At 53.6% G+C, this 20,563-nt stretch carries 18 protein-coding genes and 1 other RNA gene; 12 read left to right on the top strand and 7 right to left on the bottom strand.

Annotated features, from left to right (window positions below; translation table 11 throughout):
- The first annotated feature begins 138 nt into the window (after nt 1-138).
- From BLR09_RS14260 to BLR09_RS14250, 3 genes are all read left to right on the top strand, one after another.
- On the top strand, nt 139-1,290 hold the full coding sequence (locus BLR09_RS14260; protein WP_093203473.1) for an o-succinylbenzoate synthase: 1,152 nt from the start codon (nt 139-141) through the stop codon (nt 1,288-1,290).
- A 38-nt stretch (nt 1,291-1,328) separates the two neighbouring features.
- Nucleotides 1,329-1,754: a hypothetical protein gene (locus BLR09_RS14255; RefSeq protein WP_093203404.1), complete on the top strand. Its 426-nt coding sequence runs from the start codon at nt 1,329-1,331 to the stop codon at nt 1,752-1,754.
- Between the two features lie 118 nt (nt 1,755-1,872).
- Nucleotides 1,873-2,763, top strand: a complete 891-nt coding sequence (locus BLR09_RS14250) for a hypothetical protein (protein WP_093203402.1) — start codon at nt 1,873-1,875, stop codon at nt 2,761-2,763.
- Here the strand turns inward: BLR09_RS14250 and BLR09_RS14245 are convergent, their stop codons facing one another.
- From BLR09_RS14245 to lysA, 3 genes are read right to left on the bottom strand one after another with little or no spacing between them, the layout of a single operon-like run.
- Nucleotides 2,764-3,750 carry an alpha/beta fold hydrolase gene (locus BLR09_RS14245; RefSeq protein WP_176785551.1) on the bottom strand — a complete coding sequence of 329 codons (987 nt, stop codon included), beginning with the start codon at nt 3,748-3,750 and terminating at the stop codon, nt 2,764-2,766.
- Nucleotides 3,747-4,265, bottom strand: a complete 519-nt coding sequence (locus BLR09_RS14240; RefSeq protein ID WP_093203396.1) for an RBBP9/YdeN family alpha/beta hydrolase — start codon at nt 4,263-4,265, stop codon at nt 3,747-3,749. Before BLR09_RS14240 ends, BLR09_RS14245 begins: the two co-directional genes overlap by 4 nt.
- Nucleotides 4,262-5,497 carry a diaminopimelate decarboxylase gene (gene lysA / locus BLR09_RS14235; protein ID WP_093203394.1) on the bottom strand — a complete coding sequence of 412 codons (1,236 nt, stop codon included), beginning with the start codon at nt 5,495-5,497 and terminating at the stop codon, nt 4,262-4,264. Before lysA ends, BLR09_RS14240 begins: the two co-directional genes overlap by 4 nt.
- A gap of 220 nt (nt 5,498-5,717) precedes the next feature.
- Between lysA and BLR09_RS14230 the strand changes: the two genes are divergently transcribed.
- The 5 genes from BLR09_RS14230 (at nt 5,718) to BLR09_RS14210 (ending at nt 12,348) form a co-directional block, all read left to right on the top strand.
- Nucleotides 5,718-6,362: a hypothetical protein gene (locus tag BLR09_RS14230; protein WP_093203391.1), complete on the top strand. Its 645-nt coding sequence runs from the start codon at nt 5,718-5,720 to the stop codon at nt 6,360-6,362.
- 256 nt (nt 6,363-6,618) lie between these two features.
- Nucleotides 6,619-7,932 carry an alkaline phosphatase D family protein gene (locus tag BLR09_RS14225; RefSeq protein ID WP_093203389.1) on the top strand — a complete coding sequence of 438 codons (1,314 nt, stop codon included), beginning with the start codon at nt 6,619-6,621 and terminating at the stop codon, nt 7,930-7,932.
- An 80-nt stretch (nt 7,933-8,012) separates the two neighbouring features.
- Nucleotides 8,013-8,522, top strand: coding sequence for a DUF421 domain-containing protein (locus BLR09_RS14220; protein WP_093203386.1), 510 nt, complete (start codon nt 8,013-8,015; stop codon nt 8,520-8,522).
- Between the two features lie 268 nt (nt 8,523-8,790).
- Nucleotides 8,791-10,902: a right-handed parallel beta-helix repeat-containing protein gene (locus BLR09_RS14215; protein WP_093203384.1), complete on the top strand. Its 2,112-nt coding sequence runs from the start codon at nt 8,791-8,793 to the stop codon at nt 10,900-10,902.
- A gap of 45 nt (nt 10,903-10,947) precedes the next feature.
- Nucleotides 10,948-12,348, top strand: coding sequence for a T9SS type A sorting domain-containing protein (locus BLR09_RS14210; protein WP_093203381.1), 1,401 nt, complete (start codon nt 10,948-10,950; stop codon nt 12,346-12,348).
- A gap of 111 nt (nt 12,349-12,459) precedes the next feature.
- Here the strand turns inward: BLR09_RS14210 and BLR09_RS14205 are convergent, their stop codons facing one another.
- Together BLR09_RS14205 and BLR09_RS14200 are read right to left on the bottom strand one after the other, a co-directional pair.
- Nucleotides 12,460-13,206: an SDR family NAD(P)-dependent oxidoreductase gene (locus BLR09_RS14205; RefSeq protein WP_093203379.1), complete on the bottom strand. Its 747-nt coding sequence runs from the start codon at nt 13,204-13,206 to the stop codon at nt 12,460-12,462.
- 263 nt (nt 13,207-13,469) lie between these two features.
- On the bottom strand, nt 13,470-14,111 hold the full coding sequence (locus BLR09_RS14200; protein ID WP_093203376.1) for a hypothetical protein: 642 nt from the start codon (nt 14,109-14,111) through the stop codon (nt 13,470-13,472).
- Between the two features lie 157 nt (nt 14,112-14,268).
- On the opposite strand from BLR09_RS14200, the gene BLR09_RS14195 reads away from it, so the two are divergent.
- The 4 genes from BLR09_RS14195 to BLR09_RS14180 all read left to right on the top strand — a co-directional run bounded on the left by BLR09_RS14195 (nt 14,269) and on the right by BLR09_RS14180 (nt 17,490).
- Complete coding sequence (locus tag BLR09_RS14195; protein ID WP_093203374.1) at nt 14,269-14,793, top strand: metallophosphoesterase family protein; 525 nt, start codon at nt 14,269-14,271, stop codon at nt 14,791-14,793.
- A gap of 53 nt (nt 14,794-14,846) precedes the next feature.
- A complete protein-coding gene (locus BLR09_RS14190; RefSeq protein ID WP_093203371.1) occupies nt 14,847-15,239 on the top strand; it encodes a co-chaperone GroES in 393 nt (130 codons plus the stop codon).
- Between the two features lie 62 nt (nt 15,240-15,301).
- Nucleotides 15,302-15,675: a transfer-messenger RNA gene (ssrA, locus tag BLR09_RS14185) on the top strand.
- Nucleotides 15,676-15,861: 186 nt separating this feature from the next.
- On the top strand, nt 15,862-17,490 hold the full coding sequence (locus tag BLR09_RS14180; RefSeq protein WP_093203369.1) for an alpha-L-fucosidase: 1,629 nt from the start codon (nt 15,862-15,864) through the stop codon (nt 17,488-17,490).
- 36 nt (nt 17,491-17,526) lie between these two features.
- Here BLR09_RS14180 and BLR09_RS14175 read toward each other — a convergent pair whose 3' ends face one another.
- Nucleotides 17,527-18,591 carry an endo-1,4-beta-xylanase gene (locus tag BLR09_RS14175; RefSeq protein WP_093203366.1) on the bottom strand — a complete coding sequence of 355 codons (1,065 nt, stop codon included), beginning with the start codon at nt 18,589-18,591 and terminating at the stop codon, nt 17,527-17,529.
- Between the two features lie 34 nt (nt 18,592-18,625).
- Entirely contained in the window at nt 18,626-20,554 is a 1,929-nt protein-coding gene (locus BLR09_RS14170; protein ID WP_093203364.1) for an alpha/beta hydrolase-fold protein, read from the bottom strand.
- Nucleotides 20,555-20,563: the final 9 nt, after the last annotated feature.

Genomic DNA, 20,563 nt, shown 5'->3' with positions numbered 1-20,563 from the left:
CAAAGAACGTCAGAACAATTTTTCAAAATTACATTTTTACAATTTTGTCATTTTGAAAAGATTGCTTGAAAGCGAAAGTGCAAAATCGGCAATTTGTGTATTTTTGCCGCCCTTTAAAACCACCAATATACCCCGGACATGTCTCTTAAAGTGCTGGTACATAAGCATATACTTGATTTCCGTTTCACCGCCGGAACGTCGAGGGGTAGCCTTACCCAGCACACGGCTTACTACCTGTCCGTGACGGACGACGAGAAACCCGGCGTCACCGGCATCGGCGAGGCCAGTCCGCTCAAAGGGCTCAGTCCCGAGTATCCGGATTTCGAAGCGCACCTCCACCGCATCTGCGACGAATTCAACAGCTACGAACTCGAGGTATTTCCGTGGAATCTCAACCTGATCCTCGATCAGTGCATTGATCCCGGATTTCCCTCCGTGCGTTTTGCGTTCGAAACCGCCCTGCACGATCTCCTCAACGGCGGTACCCGGCATGTCTTTCCGAATGATTTCAGCAGAGGTAAACGCCTGCCGATCAACGGCCTCGTCTGGATGGGCTCGCGGGAAGAAATGCTCGCCCAAATCCGGCAGAAACTGGATGCCGGATTTACGACCATCAAAATGAAAGTCGGCGCGATTGATTTTCAGCAGGAACTCGACTGCCTGGAATATGTCCGGAAGCGGTACAGTCCGGACGACATTACGCTGCGCGTCGACGCCAATGGCGCCTGGACGCCCGAAGAAGCCCGGCAGAAGCTCGAAGCGCTTGCCGCCCTTGAATTGCATTCAGTTGAGCAGCCTATCCGGGCCGGTCAGCCGGAGGCGATGCACGATCTTTGCCGGACGAGCCCGGTTCCCATTGCGCTCGACGAGGAACTGATCGGCGTTTACGACTACGTCGATAAGATGAAGCTTGTGAAAGCCATCCAGCCTGCATACCTCATCCTCAAGCCGACGCTTCTGGGCGGTTTTCAGCAATGTCGGGAATGGATTGAAATAGCCGGCCGGAATCACGTCGGCTGGTGGGTAACCTCGGCGCTGGAATCGAATATTGGACTAAATGCCATTTGCCAGTTTACGGCCGGCTTTCCGGTAACGTTGCCGCAGGGCCTCGGCACCGGAAGTCTGTACCACAACAATATTCCCTCTCCGCTGACGGTCGAAAACGGTACCATTTTTACCGATCCGGCGACTCCCTGGGATCTCTCGCTTACCCGGCAAGCCGGTGATCCGGCCCATTCAAGCCCGGTCTCTGATTTTTTGCTTCCGGGAAAAGCTGATTCAGATATTTGATTCTATTTTTGTTCTCCTCTCATCGAACATTGTTCCCAATGAACACCAAGCAACTCAACGAGACCCTTCTGGAACTGCTTTCCAAACGCTTCGCACTCAAAAAGATGGGTTATGACCATCCCGATTACGACGAAGCCGAGGAAACCCTCGAAACCCTCGAAGACGAGTTTGTAGACGAATACGGGGACGAATTCGAGCAAATCCTGCAACGGGTACATGCTGCTTTCTGCCCTGATACCGACGTCCTTCTCCCCACGGCCTACCTTCCGCGAAGTAAATTCGAACAGGTGACCGACGAAGAAACGGGCCAGGATGAATACGAAATCGGACCTGCTGACGGGGTTTGGGTGACACTCAAGGATTTCCCGAATCTCGATGCCAAAATGGTCCTCCTGCCCTCGCCCCCGCGGCTCGAAATTCTCTCCATGGGCGGCAGCCAGGAGGTATGGCGGGCAGCTGAATAAGCACTTAACTTGCTGTTTATCAAGACAAAATAAGATTATCCGGGTATAATTTTGTTCTTTATCCGGATAATCTTTTCTTTTCTTGCCCGGTGCTGCGAGCGGTGGTTACTTTGCAGCAATGAGTGATGTAGCGTCTAGGAAAAAGGGTACGCTCCGTGTCATCATTGCCGGGTTGATGATTGTAGGGTTGACACGTTCTCAGCAGGAGCCACCGCCGTTTTATTTTGAATACGAAACTTCTTACAGTATTCCAGCCGGCCTGATTGACGAAGCCTCCGGCATCGCCGACAGTCGCTCCATGCCCGGACATTTGTGGGTTCAGGAAGACGGGAATAACCCCAGCCGCCTGAGTCTGATCTCTTACCAGGGGCAATTGAGAGGACGTATCCAGCTACCGTTCCCGAACCGGGACTGGGAAGATATGGACCTCTTTTACGACAAAAACAGCAAGTCGAACTATATCTACATCGCTGACACGGGTGACAACCTGCGTCAGTACCCGGAATACTACATCTATCGGTTCAAAGAGCCCGAATCTATCCACGAAGAGGTAAAGGAATACGAACGGATTGTGTTTTATTACCCGGAAGGAAGCCGCGATACGGAGGCGATTCTCATTGAGCCGACTACGCAGGACATTTACGTCATCACGAAAAGTCCGGGGTTCTCCAAGCTCTACAAGATAGCTTTCCCCCAGAAATACGACTCGCCCATTCCGGCCATGTATGTCTGCGACCTGCCGATGTACATGATTACCAGCGGTGATTTTTCGGCAGACGGCAAGCAGATTATTCTCCGCAACTACACCACCATGTACCTCTGGCAACGGGACGACGTCAACGAGCCTATTCAGGACGTTATCTATTCCTCCTACAAACTGATGCTGCCGTATGTATTTGAGCCTCAGGGAGAATCCGTATGCTTTGAAAAGAACGGGAAAGGGTATTTCACCCTCAGCGAGAAGCTGAAATACCTGCCGATGCAGCTCTTCTACTTCGCCAAGAAATAACTACAGAAGAAAGGACCGGACAAAGGCTGCGAGTTTGGCAGATTCGCAGGAAGTTGCCATATGCCCGCACGGCCCGGTCAGTTCCACCAGCGGCGCGCCGATCGCGTTCGCAAATTGTGTCGCGGCGGCGGGGTTGACCATGTGGTCTTGCGTGGCGACGACAATCATCATTTTCGCCTTTACTTTTTTTGCCGCTGCTTCGAGGGTTTCACCCGGGGCGACGTCCTGTGCGAGCATCGCACGGAGCTGACACGCCCAATCATACGGCTGAATTTCAGCATAGCGCTTTTCGGTATCAGTAATATAGCCGGCGTACTCATCGGTTTTCCGTTTGTCGACGTGCGCGGCCGGCGTCCAGAGGTTAAGCTCGTGCAGGGCGCCGGCGGTCTTCATCGCCTCGGCCGAATAGTTGCCGCGCTCCAGCGTATTCAGCTGGGCGTTCCAGAACAGCTTGTCGTATACCGACTGCCGCGGCGTTCCGATAATGGGCACTACTTTATCCATGAACGTCGGATAGCTGACCGCCCATTGAAACGACTGCATCCCTCCCATCGAAATACCCATTACCGCATACAAATGACTCAGTTTCAGGTGCCTGGTTACCAGTTCGTATTGACTGTTGACCATATCCCGGACAGATATCACCGGAAACGCGCCGTTGGCCTGCGCTGGCGAATTGGACGGCGACGAAGAGACTCCGTTGCCGAGCGCGTCCACCACAATCACAAAAAAACGGGTAGAATCGGCAAGGCCGCCCGGGTTGGCCAGCGAACTCTTCTGTTCAGACGTTCCGCCGAACCAGGTTGGAATCAGGACGGCATTGCTCCGGTCTGTATTGAGGTGGCCAAACGTCCGGTATCCTACCCGGCAATGCTGAACAGACTGCCCGTTTTCAAGACGAAACAGGCCGAGATCTGCAAATTTCTGTTGGGCCCGGGCAGACAGGACAGTCAGCCCGAGGCAGGCGGCGACCAGAATTTTTTTCATAGTTGATTCAGCAGGACGAGGCCTTCGGGCCATTCTCCGAAACCGGAGGCGACGTTGATATGCCCGGCTGGTCCGATCACGACGAGCTCGCTGCCCCAGGCATCGGCAAACTGTCGCGCCCGTTCCGGCGTGACGTAAAAATCGTTGGTACTCGCAACCGCAATACTCCGGAACGGCAGCCGGTTGAGCGGCATGGGCGTAAAGCCCTTTGTACCAGTCGGATAGCTGTCGGCCTCCGTGTCGCTCGGCGCTACAAGCAGGGCGCCGCGGATCTTCCGGGGATGAGCAGCCGCCCAGTTCGCAATCGTGCAGCAGGCCAGGCTATGGCCTACTAGTACGACGTCTTCTGTTCCGGCCGCCACCACGGCTTCATCAAGGCGGGCTACCCAGTCTTCGCGAACGGGCGTTTCCCAGTCGTTCTGCTGTACCCGTTCGAATCCCCGGGTTTGCTCCCAGATCGTCTGCCAGTGGCCTTCGCCGGAGTTGCCGAGTCCCGGCACGATCAGTACATTCATAATTCGATCAGAATCTGGTTCCGGAGGATATCGCTGAGCGTTTCGCGCTCGCGGATGAGGCGCGCTTCGCCGTTCAGAATCAGTACTTCGGCTGGCCGGAGGCGGCTGTTATAGTTACTGCTCATCGAAAAACCGTAGGCGCCGGCGTTCAGTAACACGAGTATGTCTCCGGCGGATACCTTATTGAGCTCCCGGCCGAGGGCGAAGTTGTCGGTTTCGCAGATATATCCTACTACGTCGTATACTTCCTTCTCAGCATCGTCCGGGTTGGAGGCATTGAGTATATGGTGGTAGGCGTCGTACATCATCGGGCGGATGAGGTGATTGAGGCCGGAATTGACGCCAACAAACCGGCGACCCGGCGCCTGCTTCACTACATTAGCCGTAACGAGGAGGTAGCCGCACTCACTGACGAGGTATTTACCCGGCTCAAACCAGAGCTGCAGCTCGCGGCCATACTTTGCACAGAATTCCCGGAAAAAACCGGAAAGCTCGGCGCCGAAGGCTTCCATATCGGTACTGTAGTCTCCTTCCTTGTAGGCAACCTTGAAGCCACCGCCCAGGTCAATACACTGAAGATCAGGAAAATCATAGGCAAATTCAAAAATCCGGGACGCCGCTTCGATAAACGCAGAAGCATCCTTGATATCGGAGCCGGTATGCTGGTGCAGGCCGACAACCTTCAAATTATATCGTTGAACAATCGCCAGGATTTCATCCTTCTGGCGGATGTCGATACCGAATTTGGACCCTTCATGCGCCGTCATGATCTTGGCATTACCGCCCGCTGCAACGTTTGGTTTGATCCGGATCATACAGGGCTGGGTACCTCCGTAGAGGCGACCAAATTTTTCGAGCACGTCGAGGTTATCGAGGTTGACGAAGGCTCCCTGGGAAACCGCATACTCAATTTCGCTGAAATCTACGCCGCTCGGCGTGAAGTTGATCTGGCTTCCGCCGAATCCGGCCATGAGCCCGATCTGCAACTCCTGCGGCGATACCACATCCAGCTCCACTCCCTGACTATGCATCAGTTTCAGGATCGAAAGCGAGGTAAGCGCTTTACAGGCATACTTGATTTTCAGATCAATACCTTTAAATGCCTCATGTAACCGTTTAACCTGCTCGATGATCTTTTCCCCGTCGTAAACATACAGCGGGGTGCCGAATGCCTCGGCGAGGTCGGTGACTTTCTGATTCCGGATGTAATAGGAGCCTTCGTGAATGTGCATGGGAGATGACGTAAAAAGCTGCAATTTGGCCCAAAGTCTGCGATTTGACAACCCAAACGACCAAACCGACCGTTCAGAAAGCCATTCTGCCCGTTCGCTAACTGGCGGGTATCCCCTCCTGCCTATTCACGAAAGGATTCTGCATTTTTGTGCCGGATATGCAAAGCCTCCTTTGATAAGACTTTCCACGTCGCCCGTTCAACTTTCACCCTTTTATTCCATGAAAAAGATTTTGTTGTTTCTGTGCCTTTCCGCCTCCGCTTTTGCGCAGACCGCTCCCGACAATACCGTGTCGGTGAAGGTAAACGGCAAGGAGTGGTCGGCCAAGGCCACGCGTTTGCGCTTTCCTGCCGGACGCGTGCAGTATGTAGCTCTGGCCGGGATGGCGGTTAAGCCCGATGTTCAGACCTGGATACGTATTTATTATACCGTCGACCAGCTCAAACCCGGCACCTACCCGATCGTCACCGAAAAATCCATTGACGACGCGGTGAAGAAAGCCAACGGCGTCGGCGTTTTTCCCCTGATTGATTATACCGAAGAAACCAAAGGAATGGGTGGCGCCTTTCACGACGGTGTTTCCGGAGAGGGAACGCTGACGATTACCGCCGTTACCCCGAATTCGATTGAGGGTACCTTTGAAGCAAAACTTCAGGGCATCTACTACAAAAAACGCATGATGGCGGCCATCAGCGGTTCCGGTTTGTTCAGCAACATGGAAGACAAGGCCATCACCTCGGCAGGCGGTGGTATGCTCGTCAAAGCCGATCCCCACGATCACGACAACTGCCGCAAAACAGACGAAAAAGACGAAATCGTCCTCACCGACGGCAAGTTCAAAGTCACCTGGACGGAGAAAAAATAACATCCCACCTTTTCAGCGGTTTGCCTTCGTCCGGAGCCTGGTTGGGCTCCGGATTTTTTTGGCTTTAGGTGATACGCTGTAGGCTTTAGGCGATGGTCGCGGCGCTTTACCCGGCCGCATTTCCTAGGCTTAACGCTTACGGCATAAAGCTTATAGCCTAAAGCTCATCGCCACCGTGCCTTTACTAAAGATTCCGACTAATTTTATCCCCCGCAAGCGCATCCGCGTGATTTAAAGAATCCTTAATCAACGAGCTATGAGGAAATGGTTATTCTTCCTGTCTTTACTGGCGTATTCATCGGTGCAGGCCCAATTGCAGAGCGGGCCGATGCTCGGGTATTCCGATTACATGGAAGTCATGCTTTGGGCGCAGACCCAGAAGGCCGCGAAGGTCAAAATTGTTTACTGGGAAACAGGAAGCCCATCGAATAAACGTTCAACCGATGAGGTAAGTACTGAAAAATCAACGGCTTACATCGCCCGGATGTATGCAGATCAGGTTCTTCCCGGAAAGAAGTACGAATACGAAATCTGGGTGGACGGCAAGAAAGTAGCCCGCCCCTATCCCCTTCAGTTTCAGACGCAGACGCTCTGGCAATTCCGGACAGACCCGCCGGCCTTTACCTTTGCCTTTGGCTCCTGCGCGTATTTCGGAGAGCCGGAGTATGATCGTCCCGGTGCGCCTTACGGGCAGCAATACGAGATTTTCACGAAAATCGACAGCCTCCGGCCCGACTTCATGGTATGGGGCGGGGATAACAACTACTACCGGGAAGTGGACTTTGGCACCCGGACCGGTATGCTTCGCCGGATGACCCACGGGCGCTCGTTTCCGCAGATTCAATCGCTACTCGCGCACACGCACAACTACGCGACGTGGGACGACCACGACTACGGCCCAAACGACGCAGACCGCTCCTACTGGATGAAGCGCGATGCCCTCGATATCTTCAAGCTTTTCTGGGGAAACCCGAACTATGCCTTTGAAAAAGAAGGCGTTAACGGTACGTTCCAATGGGGCGACTGCCAGTTTTTCCTGCTGGACGACCGCTGGTGGCGGGCTCCCAACGAACTCGACGCTCCCGGCAAAGACTACCTCGGTCAGAAGCAACTCGACTGGCTCATTGACGCCCTGAAATTCAGCCAGGCAACGTTCAAGTTTGTCGTTTGCGGCGGACAGGTCATTAACCCTGCGGCCCAATGGGAGAATTACGCGGTTTATGGGGAAGAACGCGCGCAGTTGCTGGAGCGGATTACGGCGCAGAAGATTCCGGGAGTTGTATTCCTTTCGGGAGATCGGCACCATACCGCTGTCCACAAGCTGGAGCGGTTCAACGCCTATCCGTTGTATGATTTTACCATATCTCCGTTTACATCGGGTCCAGCCCGGTTAACGAAAGAGGAAACGGTTCTTTCTACCCTCGACAAGGAGACGGTACTGAACGAGCGGAATTTCGCCATTATGTCGCTCTCCGGTCCCAAGAACGATCGGGTATTGAAGGTACAAACCTACAATGCGCGGGGTGAACTCAAGTGGACGCGGGAAATCAAAGCTGCGTCGCTCAAGTGAGACTTGACATTCGGAAGCAAGACGCGTCGTATCCCGACGCGTCTTTTTTTGTACTTTACCATTCCTGAATCGCTGTTTTCATGCAAGACCTACTGACCATCACCGGGCGCTCCGTCGCCGTATACCTGTTTATCGTTCTGGCGATCCGCCTCTTTGGCAAGAAGGAGCTCGCACAGCTTTCGGTGGTAGACCTCGTCTTTATCCTCTTGATTTCCAACTCGGTTCAAAACGCGATGGTTGGGCCGGATACCAGTCTGGCTGGCGGACTGATGGCGGCGGTTGCACTGTTTCTGACCAATTATGTACTGAAATACGTATTGCTGCGGAACGAAAAAATCAACAGGCTCCTGCAGGGAGAGCCGGTGATGCTGGTCTACAAGGGAAGAGTCAAGCAAAAGGGACTATCCATAGCGCAGATCAGCGAAGAAGAGCTGTTGGCGGCAGTTCGCGAGCACGGTGTAGAGCATATCAGCGACGTAGACCTGGCCGTATTGGAAGTCGACGGTAACATCAGTGTCATGTCAAATGATTTTCACAAGAAAACAACGAAGAAGCGGAAAGTGCACAGGGTGTTGAAGAGTGATAGCTGAGGTTTTGGATAGGGTGTGATCCGCGCCAGGATTTTCTGTTCGTTGCCGGTGGGTTGGTCAGCGTAGCCTTTGCTGCGTAGGGCCAACCCACCGGCTTTTTTTGTTGCATGGCGAAAGGGAAAGGCCGTTTTCTGCCATTGCGGTTTCCGGGTTTGAACGCAAAATTATACTTACCAGCGATTAAGTATATAAAGTATTCGGCCATAGCCTAATAATGGTTTCAAATCACTTATTTAGCTTTTGTTAAACCATAAACCCTCCAATTCGCATGACAAAATCAATTCTCCTCTCCTTTCTATTGTTACTCAGCTGCCTGGTTTCCCAGGGTCAGACAGCTACGCCGGTAAACGAGATCAGCTCGCCGACGCTGTTTACTTCCCTGACAGACAACGTGGTGATTTACGATGGGTCGCCGTGGAAAAAAACACCGGTTACAACTCCGGCCAGGATTTACGATGAAGCCACCGTGTACAAAGGCCCATCCGGCTTCGATTATGTCCGTCAGTACGATGGTCCAGTAGAAGTCAGGTGGTTTGGTGCTATACCAAACGACGCCATTGACGATGCGCCGGCGATACAACGTGCCATCAATTCGCTTAAATCCGTTCATTTTGACCGGGGAGTTTACCTGGCTGGCGACAGAATCTACATGGGGACGAATAATGGCGCCGTGGTCTACAGCGGAGAAGGTGACACCTTTACTCCTGCGCCTCTTGCCGATACCACTGTTGGAACAACGATCCGAGCTATTACCGACGGGATGTCGTCCATCTTTGAAGTTTGGGGGAAAGGTGTAACCGTCAAAAACATGACGATCGACGGCAACTACAAGGCGAAGATTGGCATTAACGACGGTTACGGGATGTTTTTCCGCCTGATGGAGTGCTGTGTTATCCGCACCAAAGAATACGGAGCGCTTGTCTATCAATCTGCCGCGACGATTTCAAACTGCCGATTCTTTGCCAACAAAAAAGTAGGTCTTTTCGTGTTCGCCGATTCCGAAGTCAGCGGCGGCTCGTTTCAAAACGGTACAGTACCGTTATGGATTGGTTGCGGAGGCAACCGCATTTCAAACCTGAATGCCTTTCAGGGCACCGAATGTGCGATTCAGGTAAAATTTAACGAAGAGCTTTTTTCGATTATTGACAAGTTGACTTCATCAGACTTAAGTCGCAGGATCGGGAACAACCATTTCTCCAATATTTACGCTGATAATCCGGTCAGCGCGACGCCCATTCCGGTATTCCGGATAGAAGGCAGCAGCAGCGCCGACCGGATAAATGATCAGGAAATTGTTAATCTGCATGTAGGAACGGCGCAGACTGGCGGCGGCCCGTACAATCCCGATAGCCTGAACTTTAGCAACAAAATAGCTGGTGGTATCTGGATGAATAATACCGACCGGGTGACAATCAGCAATGCTACCTTTCTTGGCAACGGCGGCGGCGCCACCGCAACCCGTTATACAGACCAATGGATACGGGCAACCAACTCGGAAAGCCTGGTCATTACAAACTGTATTCTGAACGGGACCAACCGCAATGCCATTTACCTCGGCGACGGAAACGGTGACGTTACCATCGACAACTGCATTATCCGGGGCTGGAGTACGAATGCGCCCACTACTCCGGAAACGGGCCAGGCCGCTATTTTGCAGGAAGGCTCTATCGGCTCGTTCAATGTCACCAACAATACATTTGTGATCGATGGTAGCTCGGCTACATCCGCTTACGCGATTAACACTGCCGATCCGACACGGCTTATTGTATCCGGCATGCAGATCCGGTACCCCGGTGTCAAAACGATTGTCACTCCTTCAGGAGCTTTTGCCGGCAATTACCAGCGAAATGGCACTACAAGCTCCATCTATCAAAGCACAGACCTGCAGCAGGCAACGGTTAAATTGAGATCTGTTCCGCTTACCTACACGCCGGAAAACGGCCGGCTCGAATACGATGGAACCGGCCTTTATTTCACCGACAACAACACCCGGACGCGGTTAACCGGTACAAATTCCTTTACCCAGAATATTACCTATAGTGATACCAATTGGGGAACCGTTTTTTCGACTGGAACGACGCTTCCCGAAACAGCCAATTCCTATCTCATTCAGCTCTCTTTTACCACGAATACAGCCGGTGGCGGTCTGTACAATGCGGTTTGTTCGGGCGTGCTTCCGGTAGCCGGTAATACGAACAGTTCCGCCGTCATTTCGTTGCCACTGGCTATGCACGCTCACGCGACGAACGGACGAACCGTTCAGTTCCAATGGCAACTGGCCCCCACCGGAGGGCACTCCGCTTTTCAGATGAGAATTGTTGGCGACGGCGCGACAGACCGTACCATTCCTGTTCAGGTGAAAATCAGACCGTTATTCTAATCTGTTATGAGACAGCGAAGCTATTTTCAGCCAACCGTATCGAAAATGAAACCCCTTCCGTTACTCCTTCCGTTCGTGCTGTTACTCACCTCGGCGAAGCATTCTTTCGCCCAGCACGAAACCGATCACTGGATCTGCGGGAATTATTCCTTTCTGGCATTCGGCCCGGGAAAAACGACCGCTCTTCCGGGCAGCCGTTTGCGGCAACTGGAAGGAAGTGCCGTTGTTTCCGATGCTGTTTCGGGACGCCTGCTTTTCTATTCCGACGGCCAGAACGTCTGGGATTCCGGCCACCAGCTGATGCCAAACGGCGAACGGTTAAAAGGCAGCCATACCTCTACTCAGTCTGCGTTAATCGTGCCTTTTCCGGGGCACGACGGTCAGTACTTTCTGTTCTCGGTCAAAGCCTATGATGACGGTCCGGACGGTGGGCTTTATTCCTCTCTCGTCGACATAAACCTGCGAAACGGACTCGGCGATGTCACCGAAAAAAACCAGCTGCTCGAACGGCAGACAACCGAAAAACTTACCGCGGTACCTCACGCCAACGGTCACGACTATTGGATCATCTCCCACGCCTGGAATAGCGATGTTTTTCTTGTTTATCTCTTGACCTCCGAAGGAATCACCGAAAGCAAACGCATCGCCATCGGCAGCGTTCATCAGAGCGGGCCGGTAGCCGATTCGGAATCCATGGGTTATCTCAAAGCTTCACCGAATGGAAAGATGCTGGCGGCGGCTGTTTATGGTGTACAGAGACCGTTTGAGCTCTTCGATTTTGATGCAGGGAAAGGCGATATTTCGAACGTTTGCAGCCTTGGGAACTACGCAGGACAATATGGCGTCTCCTTCTCTCCGGATAATAGCAAAGTCTACCTGACCGGTCTTTATCCAAGCCAGGATGCCTGGGTTTTTGACCTGAAAACCGGTCGGAAAACAGTCCTGGTCATCGAAGAAGACAACGGCTCGGGAAAGACGAAATTAACCCCTGCCGGAGCCCTGCAATTAGGCATTGACGGGAAACTCTATTCATCTTTCGGACGAAACCAGCCAAATGGCTCCTACAGCCTCGCAGTATTGACGTCGCCTAACGGCTCCGACCCGGCACCCGTTTGGTTACGCCTGCCCGGCCGCGCACAGGCGCCTGTTTTCGGGCTTCCCAATTTTATGCAGGCAGTCTTTAATTCGGAAAAGACTCGAAACGAATCCGCTGACAAAACGCTGGTATATCCGAATCCGGTCGGCCAAGGCACCCGCCTGACTGTTTTCCGGAAAACAAATCCCGGTGATGCGATCCGGGTTTTTGATGCAACAGGGAAAGAAATCCCCTCAGGTGCGGCTAAAATCCTGCCGGACCGGATCGTCCTGGATACTTCTTCCTGGCCTGGCCAGCAGGTCTTCGTGATACAGATCGGTAGTTTCTCCCACAAAGTGGTTAAGAACTAATCGCTCCTTCCGGGAAATCAGCAATGAAGACGCCCCGCCGGTCGGGTTTGGTGAATATCAAACCTGACCGGCAGGGCGTCGTTGTTTCAATTAACGGAAAACCACTCCTCCCTACTCCCGCTTCAGCAGCATCGCCGATGCCTGTGCCGTCGGGAAAAGGAGAATATCGGCGATCACCATATGCGCCGGCCGGGTGACAATGAAGGCAATTGTTTCGGCGATGTCCTGTGCAGAAAGAGGCGTAAAACCCTGATAAACAGACGCCGCGCGTTTGTCGTCCCCTTTGAAGCGAACGAGCGAAAACTCCGTCTCCACCGCTCCCGGTGCTATGTTCGTAACCTTGATACCATAGGGATTGAGATCGAGGCGCATGCCTTCGCTGATACTTTCCACGGCTGCCTTGGATGCACAATAAACGGTTCCGTTCGGGTAAGTCTGCTTACCGGCAACGGAACTCAGGTTCAGAATGTGTCCGCTCCGCCGCGCAATCATACCAGGCATTACGGCCTTCGAGACGTACAGAATACCCTTTACATTACCGTCTATCATCGCATCCCAGTCGTCCGGGTCGTTGTCCTGTACCGGACCGAGGCCGTGCGCATTACCGGCATTGTTGAGAAGAATGTCAATGTCCTGCCATTCAGCCGGGAGACGGGAAAAAGCTTCTTCCACATCTTCCCGGTACCGAACGTCAAAATTCATCGTATAAACCTCTACGGGCAGGCTTTCTTTCAATTCATCGAGGCGTTCCTGACGCCGTCCGTGAAGAATGAGCCGGTAACCCAGGTCGGCAAAGGCCTTCGCTGTTGCCTGACCGATGCCGGATGTAGCGCCCGTAATCAATGCGGTTCGTTGCATGGTTTTTGTTGATTAAAGTTCTCTCTGCAGTAGCATTCCACAAAATGCGACCGAATACCCTACCCGGCGTCCTTCTGTCTTCCGAAGAAAACAAAAGCACATCCGATACTCCTGAATCGGAGGATTTCCCGGAAAATGCAGAGCAGGCGTTCAGGCCGGCACGAGGATACACGCCGGCCTGAATACCTGTGATCCTTCAGATTCCAGGCCGTGAATTTGCACAAATGCATGCAAATCGTCCGCCCGAATCTGAAAAAACGCGATCAGTTGAGGGAATGATACAGAAGGAAGCTGAGAAGCCGTTCGAAAGACTGCTGCTCGTCGACCGAAGCTCCATTTTTCGCCACTTGTACACGATGCAGGTCGATCAGGCGCAAAAACCGTTCATTATTGACGAATCGCGCGGCAATCACACCTTTGAAACTGCGGTGCACCTGGTTGTACACAAACTTGCAGGGCTTGGTCGGCTCCGTATTAAAGAGCTGGTTGAGCGAGCTGAGGGTTTCGTAGCGCGCCATAAATCCAAAACCCTGCTGCAACAAAAACTCTTTGATCTGCTCGCAGGCGTCGTCAAGGTCTTCCGGACTTTGAATCCGGTACTTGAAATACTTGTCATCGTTGAATTTCCCGACCGAAACAACCAGTGTATTGGCATCGTCCCGGAATTCTTCGGCATTGTCGAGGAACTGCTGGGCCAGAAATTCGATTTCCTGATGCCGCAGGCCAATGCTCACTTCCAGCCACACCTCGTTCGTCCGGTAGGAGGCCGAGAAGATGACGTTGTGAAAGCCGGTACCGGTGGATTTACGGAATTGCTTCCGGTCGGGCAACAGCTCAAACCCCCGCTCAGCAAAGAAAACGCTGAGTTTTTCATACAGTTCGGTTTCAAAAGGTGTAGTAATCATAGGCCCCTGATCTAAATCGTGCGACATACCTACCTCCCTGACGTAAAAGCAAGGGGATGACTTATCTTTCGGCGGAAGTCCCGTTCCGCCTGGGCTAAGGAGCCCGTTGTTCCAGGAGGAACATGATGCAGAGTTAATAACTTTTGGAATAATTGCAATGACTCGTATTTTTTTATTTTCCGACACGCACGGCTGGTTTGATCCGACGCTGGAAACGTATTGCCGGGCGGCCGACGAGATCTGGCACGCGGGAGATTGGGGACCGGGCGTAGCCGATCAACTACGAATTTTCGGAAAACCTGTGCGAGGCGTTTACGGAAATATCGACACAACGGAGATACGTACGGAATTCCCCCTCCACCTGCGGTTTTCCTGCGAAGACCTGATCATCGGCATGACACATATTGCCGGCGTGCCGGGTCGGTACAAACCGGACGCCCGCCAGCTTTTTGCGGAAGGCCTGCCGGATATCTTCGTCTGCGGGCATTCCCATATTCTCCGGGTAGAGCGCGATCCTGCGAAAAACAACCTCCTGTTTATCAACCCGGGCGCAGCAGGCCGCGAGGGTTTTCACCGGATGCGGACCGCTCTTCGGTTTTCGATAGAAGGTCGCCGGGTATTCGGTATGGAGGTCATCGAACTCGGCAAACGCGGCGCCATACCTGACAATTTTGCAGGGTAACGCACCGGGGAATACGTTTTTTCGGAGCAAGGTAGATCTATTTTTTGAGACAAATGAGCGCAATTGAGGGCCTGAATACGTTACGGAAAGTGACGATGATGGGCGACAAGATTTTGGTGAAACCGGCGGCCGACCAGCAGCAGACCCGCTCGGGACTGTACCTGCCTCCCACCGTGGCCGAAAAGGAAGATATTCAGAAAGGAACGGCAGTGAAAGTCGGGCCGGGCTTTCCGATTCCGGCAGCTACGGACGACGACGAACCCTGGAAAGAAAAGAAAGAAGACGTCAAATACGTACCCCTGCAGGTACGGGAAAACGATCAGGTATTGTTTCTCCGCCGGAACGGGTATGAAGTGGAAGTGGACGGCGAGAATTATATCATCATTCCGCAATCGGCCGTGCTGCTGATGATCCGGGAAGACGAGCTCAGCGAGCTCGGCCTTTGACATCGGCGCAGAAATTGCATATATTTGTTGTCCCGGAATCAACAATCCGGGACGTTTCACCTGGGGACGACCGGTATTGACAGCGGGTTGAGGTTGCAGGTGTAAGCATGCCGGGAGTTGGAAGGATCTCCTGTCAAAAATTCTTCTAAACAATAGCTGGCAATTATAGCTACGCTATGGCTGCTTAATCCGGAGTGATTAATCATTAGCCATCGTTCCGCCGGACCGTCACCTTACCGGGCCGGAGCACGGAGCGTCGAAAAGGTAGGGTCGGATGAGTGGATTCCGCTAGACTCGTCTCGTACCTGCGGATACGGAACAGGATCGGTTTGTTGCCGACCTGTCTTATTCCCGACAACCGAAAGGCAACTAAGCATGTAGAAGGCTTGTGGCGTCCCTGTTCTGGACGAGGGTTCGAATCCCTCCGTCTCCACAAAAGTTACAAAAAAGCCTTTCTGAGCTGATTCAGAAAGGCTTTTTTGCTTTCCTGAAGATCCGTTTCAGCTTTTCCGGGCGGAAACCGCCGCATGTTAAGATAGCATACTTGTCAGGACATCCGCCTCACTTCTTCCTCTTCGCCATGAGATAGCTTTGCATCAAGCATTCCATTTCCTCTCATCTCATGAAAAGACGTACGATCCTCAAACAACTTACGCTGGCGGCCCTCGCCGTACCGGTAAAGGCAAACCGCCTTTTTTTGCCCGGCGAGCCGATGGCCACCGGTGCCTTTAAACCTACCTGGGATTCGCTGGCCCAGTACCGCGTCCCTGAATGGTACCGCGACGCAAAATTCGGCATCTGGGCGCACTGGGGTGCGCAGTGCGAACCCGAACACGGCGACTGGTATGCGCGTGGAATGTATGAGGAAGGTAGTGATGCCTACCGCTTCCATGTCGAAAATTATGGACACCCTTCGAAAGTTGGATTCAAGGATATCATCCACCGCTGGAAAGCCGATGCGTGGAATCCGGACGAGCTCGTCGGCCTTTATAAAAAAGCAGGCGCGAAATATTTCGTCGGTATGGCAAATCACCACGACAATCTCGACAACTACAACAGCAAGTACCATACCTGGAACTCGGTTCGCCTCGGCCCGAAGAAGGACCTGATCGGCGGCTGGGCCAAAGCGGCCAAAAAACACGGCCTGCATTTCGGCGTAAGCATTCACGCCGCGCACGCCTGGAGCTGGTATGAAACCGCACAGGGCGCGGACAAAAATGGTCCGCTCGCCGGCGTACCGTACGACGGAAAACTCACCGCCGCCGATGGAAAAGGTGCCTGGTGGGAAGGCCTTGACCCGCAGCAGCTTTACGCTCAAAACCACGCATTGAGCCGCCGGGGAAAGGATGTCGACGTCAACAGCCAGTGGGCCTGGGGAGGCGGATCGAGCGTTCCGTCGGCCGCCTACTGCGAGCAGTTTTACAACCGGACGCTGGACCTGATTAACCAGTACGATCCCGACCTCGTGTATTTCGACGATACCGTGCTGCCGCTCTGGCCGGTCAGCGACGTCGGTCTGAAAATCGCCGCCCACCTCTACAACCGGAGCATGCGGAAAAACAAGGGCAAACTCGAAGCGGTTCTGAACGGGAAAATACTTGACGAACAGCAGCGGAAATGCATGGTGTGGGATATTGAACGCGGGCAGAGTAACCGGCTCGAACCCTTTGTCTGGCAGACGGATACCTGTATCGGCAACTGGCATTACGACCGGCGGGTGTACGATCACAACCGGTATAAATCAGCCGCAACGGTTATACATACCCTTGCCGACGTCGTCAGTAAGAACGGGAATCTCCTGTTAAGCGTCCCGGTCCGGCGTGACGGTACCATCGACGAAAAAGAGCGGGCGATTGTGGAAGGTATCGGCGCCTGGATGCGTGTCAACGGCGAATGCATCTATGGTACCCGACCCTGGGTAATCTTCGGGGAAGGCCCGGCGCTCGAATCGTCAGCACCCCTCGACGGACCCGGTTTTAACGAAGGAAAAGGCAAGGGTATGACTGCGGAAGATATCCGCTTCACCACCAAAGGGTCTGACCTGTACGCAATTACACTCGGAATGCCGGCGGGCAGGAAAGTACGTATCAAAAGCCTCGGCGAAAATACCCCGCACAAGCGCGCCGTCCGTTCGGTAACACTTCCCGGAAGTACTACTCCTCTGACGTTTACACGGACACCCGATGCGCTGGAAGTAACGCTTCCGGAGCGATTTCCGGATACTGTCGCCTGTGTCCTGAAAATCAGTTAAAAAAAGGGGAGCCGTCAGCTCCCCTTTTTTTGTCAACTAAAACGTAACCACCTTATAAAAAGCCTCCTTCGGGCTACTGTTCTGGTCAAACAGCAGGGGGTAGTCTTTTCGTCCGCGCACCGGGAAGTTATCCAGCCAGGTGGTTTTGTCGGACACATTCCAGAACGTAACGCCGGTCAGCGTACCCTTGTACTTCCGGAATATGTCAAAAAGCATCTGGTACTTTTCGGCCTGACGGGCTTCCATTTCCTTTGTGAGTACATCGCTGTCGGACGGCTGACGTTCGCGTCGGGCATGCTCCTTCGGATATACGGAGACGTCCAGTTCGGTAATCTGCACTTCCAGGCCCAGGCCGGCAAACTTCCGGATCGACTCCTCCAGGGCGGCTGCCGTGGGCTCGTAGATGGACCAGTGTCCCTGCAACCCGACGCCGTGGACCGGTATCTTCTTGTCTTTCAGCTTTTTGAGCAACTGAAAAATACGCTCGCGCTTGGAATCGCTTTCGGTATTGTAGTCGTTGTAAAACAACCTCGCGTTCGGATCGGCGGCATGGGCGAATTCAAAGGCTTTTTCGATGTAGTCTTCCCCGATGATCTCGAGAAACTTCGAGCGCCGGTAAATATCAGTCCCTCCGTCCGGTACGGCTTCGTTGACGACATCCCAGGCATATAATTTGCCTTTATACCGGCCGACGACGGTTTGGATGTGTTCTTTCAGTCGATCGAGCAGTACCTCGCGGGTGACCTGTTTTCCCTCGCCGTCTGTAAAAAACCACGACGGCGTCTGGTTATGCCAGCAAAGCGTATGCCCTCTGACTTTCAGCCCGTTTTGCTCCGCAAAGCCGACAATCTGATCGGCATCCTGCCAGAAGTACCGGTCAGGAGCCGGGTGAATCGGTCCCATTTTCATGGCGTTTTCGGGCGTGAGGCTGGAAAATTGCGCCCGGATCAGTTCCGCATCGGCCCCGGCAAGGTTCCGGGGCGCTACAGCCACTCCTACCGGAAAATAAGCGGCATAGGCTTCTTTGAGGGACTTTTGCGCCCCCGCATAGGGGCAAACCAGGACTGACAGCAGCAGCGCGGTACCGGTAAAGCGAATCATGAGAGGCAGGTTTAAACCAATGTGAATGAGTGGATTAACGGAAGAGCAGTTGCGAGAACTGATACAGATCATGCCGCCAGACGGGCCAGGTATGCCCGCCGGGATATTCGCTGTACTGGTATTTGATGCCCAGTTTATCGTAGCGGGCCAGCATGGCCTTGCAGTTTTCATAGGCGATGTCCTCTTTTCCGCCCATCGAAATCCAGAATTGTTTCAGTCCTGCATCCACCGCTTTGCCGTTCTCTTCCAGGAATTTGTAATGCGATGCCGACAGGGCGGGATTTGCCCCAAACCATCCCGAACTGAACACGCCCAGGTATGAAAACAGGCTGACATTTTTGATGCCGGCATACAACGTTTGCAGGCCACCCATGGACAGTCCTGCCAATGCCCGGCCGCCGGCGTCTTTCCGGGTACGGAAATGGCTTTCGACAAATGGAATGGCTGCTTCCTTCAGCTCATTTTCAAATTGACGGAGCATGTTTTCGTTGAACGCCGCCGGTCCGCCGCCACCGCCGAAATTGCCGTCAAGCATCACGACAAGCATCGGTTTGGCCTTGCCCGCTGCGATCAGGTTATCGAGGATAAGGTCCGTTTTTCCCTGTCTGGCCCAGCCGCGCTGGTCCTCGCCGCCGCCGTGCAGCAGGTATAGTACCGGGTAGGATTCGGTCGCTGAGTCATATCCCGGCGGGGTGTAAACGCACATTTCCCGCCAGGAACCCGTCGCATTGGAGAAATACCGGCTGGTACGGACCTGTCCATGAGGCACTTCCCGGAGCGCATAGTACGCTCCGTCTTTGTCGGGAATCTCGATGCCGCTGGCCATGCGTCCCATGCCGTAAAAAGTCTCGCTGGCCGGGTCGGCGAGCGGTACTCCGTCGATGAGCAGGGAGTAGTAATGAAAACCGCGGCTGACCGGGTCTGTGGTTACCGACCATACGCCGGTACTGTCTTTCGACAGGTCATATTTTCTCCCGAGATCCACCTGTACGGTCCCCGCCGCGGGTGCTTTCACACGGAAAACCACGCGGTTGTCCGGTAAAATCTGCGGGTACCGGGCCGACCGGACATTAGTAGAAGCAGGCGTACCCAGCAAGGTGTACTTACTCAGCGAAGCCGTATCGACCGGTTTGAACAGGAATTGGGAAAACATATACAAACCGTTTTTCCATACCTTGAAATCATGAACGCCCGGTTCCAGGTAGTACACGTGCGGAACGTCTTTTTCAAACAGGTAGTCGTGCGTGCGGCGGCTGAACGTGATCAGGCGGTCGTCGTCCCCGCATGAAATCCACAACAACTTCAGCTTTTGCTTTGCTGCTTCCGGGTCCGGCACCAGCTCCTCTGGTTTGCGGGTATTCGGCGCGGATGAAAAACCGCCCACCCAGGCAAAGGTATCGAGGTTGCCGAGACCAAAATTGAGGGACTGCCCGCCCCCCATCGACAAGCCGGCGATGGCCCGGTGCTCCCTGTCGGCCTGTACCGCGTATTTTTTCTCAACAAACGGTATCAGGTCGTTCAGCAGGTCCTTTTCAAACGTGGCAAAGGCGGCTACCTTATCGCCCGCCATGATGTTTCCGGTGGCGCGGTCGTCTTTCATGGCGCGGCCGTTAGGCATGACCACGATCATCGGCGTAATCTTTCCTTCTGCCAGCAGGTTATCGAGGATAACCTGGGGATGACCGCCGTTGAGCCATTCCTTCTCGTCACCGCCGATACCGTGCAACAGGTACAAGACAGGATAGCGTTTCTGTTTCGAATAGCCGGGAGGGGTGTAAATCAACGCTTTACGCGTAGATCCGACCGTGCGGGAAGTGTACTGCACGGTATCGATCTTCCCGGCGGGATTTTCCTTGTGTACCGTATCATAGCCTTTCGGCATTTCCCGGGCGATAGGCTGGGCATGCGTTGCGGCGATTATACCGACAGTACTGAAAAGAAGTGTAAACAGGTACTTTGTCATGACGGCGGT

Source organism: Siphonobacter aquaeclarae, assembly GCF_900103285.1.
GTDB classification, from domain to species: Bacteria; Bacteroidota; Bacteroidia; order Cytophagales; family Spirosomataceae; genus Siphonobacter; species Siphonobacter aquaeclarae.
This window is presented reverse-complemented; position numbering and strand designations above follow the sequence as displayed.

Excerpts from the sequence above, each read along its gene's own strand:
- BLR09_RS14240 (WP_093203396.1), bottom strand. The coding sequence starts at position 4,265 with ATGAATGTACTGATCGTGCCGGGACTCGGCAACTCCGGCGAAGGCCAC.
- BLR09_RS14200 (WP_093203376.1), bottom strand. The coding sequence starts at position 14,111 with ATGATTACTACACCTTTTGAAACCGAACTGTATGAAAAACTCAGCGTT.
- BLR09_RS14180 (WP_093203369.1), top strand. The coding sequence starts at position 15,862 with ATGAAAAGACGTACGATCCTCAAACAACTTACGCTGGCGGCCCTCGCC.
- BLR09_RS14190 (WP_093203371.1), top strand. The coding sequence starts at position 14,847 with ATGAGCGCAATTGAGGGCCTGAATACGTTACGGAAAGTGACGATGATG.
- BLR09_RS14175 (WP_093203366.1), bottom strand. The coding sequence starts at position 18,591 with ATGATTCGCTTTACCGGTACCGCGCTGCTGCTGTCAGTCCTGGTTTGC.
- BLR09_RS14260 (WP_093203473.1), top strand. The coding sequence starts at position 139 with ATGTCTCTTAAAGTGCTGGTACATAAGCATATACTTGATTTCCGTTTC.
- BLR09_RS14205 (WP_093203379.1), bottom strand. The coding sequence starts at position 13,206 with ATGCAACGAACCGCATTGATTACGGGCGCTACATCCGGCATCGGTCAG.
- BLR09_RS14250 (WP_093203402.1), top strand. The coding sequence starts at position 1,873 with ATGAGTGATGTAGCGTCTAGGAAAAAGGGTACGCTCCGTGTCATCATT.
- BLR09_RS14220 (WP_093203386.1), top strand. The coding sequence starts at position 8,013 with ATGCAAGACCTACTGACCATCACCGGGCGCTCCGTCGCCGTATACCTG.
- BLR09_RS14215 (WP_093203384.1), top strand. The coding sequence starts at position 8,791 with ATGACAAAATCAATTCTCCTCTCCTTTCTATTGTTACTCAGCTGCCTG.
- BLR09_RS14245 (WP_176785551.1), bottom strand. The coding sequence starts at position 3,750 with ATGAAAAAAATTCTGGTCGCCGCCTGCCTCGGGCTGACTGTCCTGTCT.
- BLR09_RS14210 (WP_093203381.1), top strand. The coding sequence starts at position 10,948 with ATGAAACCCCTTCCGTTACTCCTTCCGTTCGTGCTGTTACTCACCTCG.
- BLR09_RS14255 (WP_093203404.1), top strand. The coding sequence starts at position 1,329 with ATGAACACCAAGCAACTCAACGAGACCCTTCTGGAACTGCTTTCCAAA.
- BLR09_RS14230 (WP_093203391.1), top strand. The coding sequence starts at position 5,718 with ATGAAAAAGATTTTGTTGTTTCTGTGCCTTTCCGCCTCCGCTTTTGCG.
- BLR09_RS14195 (WP_093203374.1), top strand. The coding sequence starts at position 14,269 with ATGACTCGTATTTTTTTATTTTCCGACACGCACGGCTGGTTTGATCCG.
- lysA (WP_093203394.1), bottom strand. The coding sequence starts at position 5,497 with ATGCACATTCACGAAGGCTCCTATTACATCCGGAATCAGAAAGTCACC.
- BLR09_RS14170 (WP_093203364.1), bottom strand. The coding sequence starts at position 20,554 with ATGACAAAGTACCTGTTTACACTTCTTTTCAGTACTGTCGGTATAATC.
- BLR09_RS14225 (WP_093203389.1), top strand. The coding sequence starts at position 6,619 with ATGAGGAAATGGTTATTCTTCCTGTCTTTACTGGCGTATTCATCGGTG.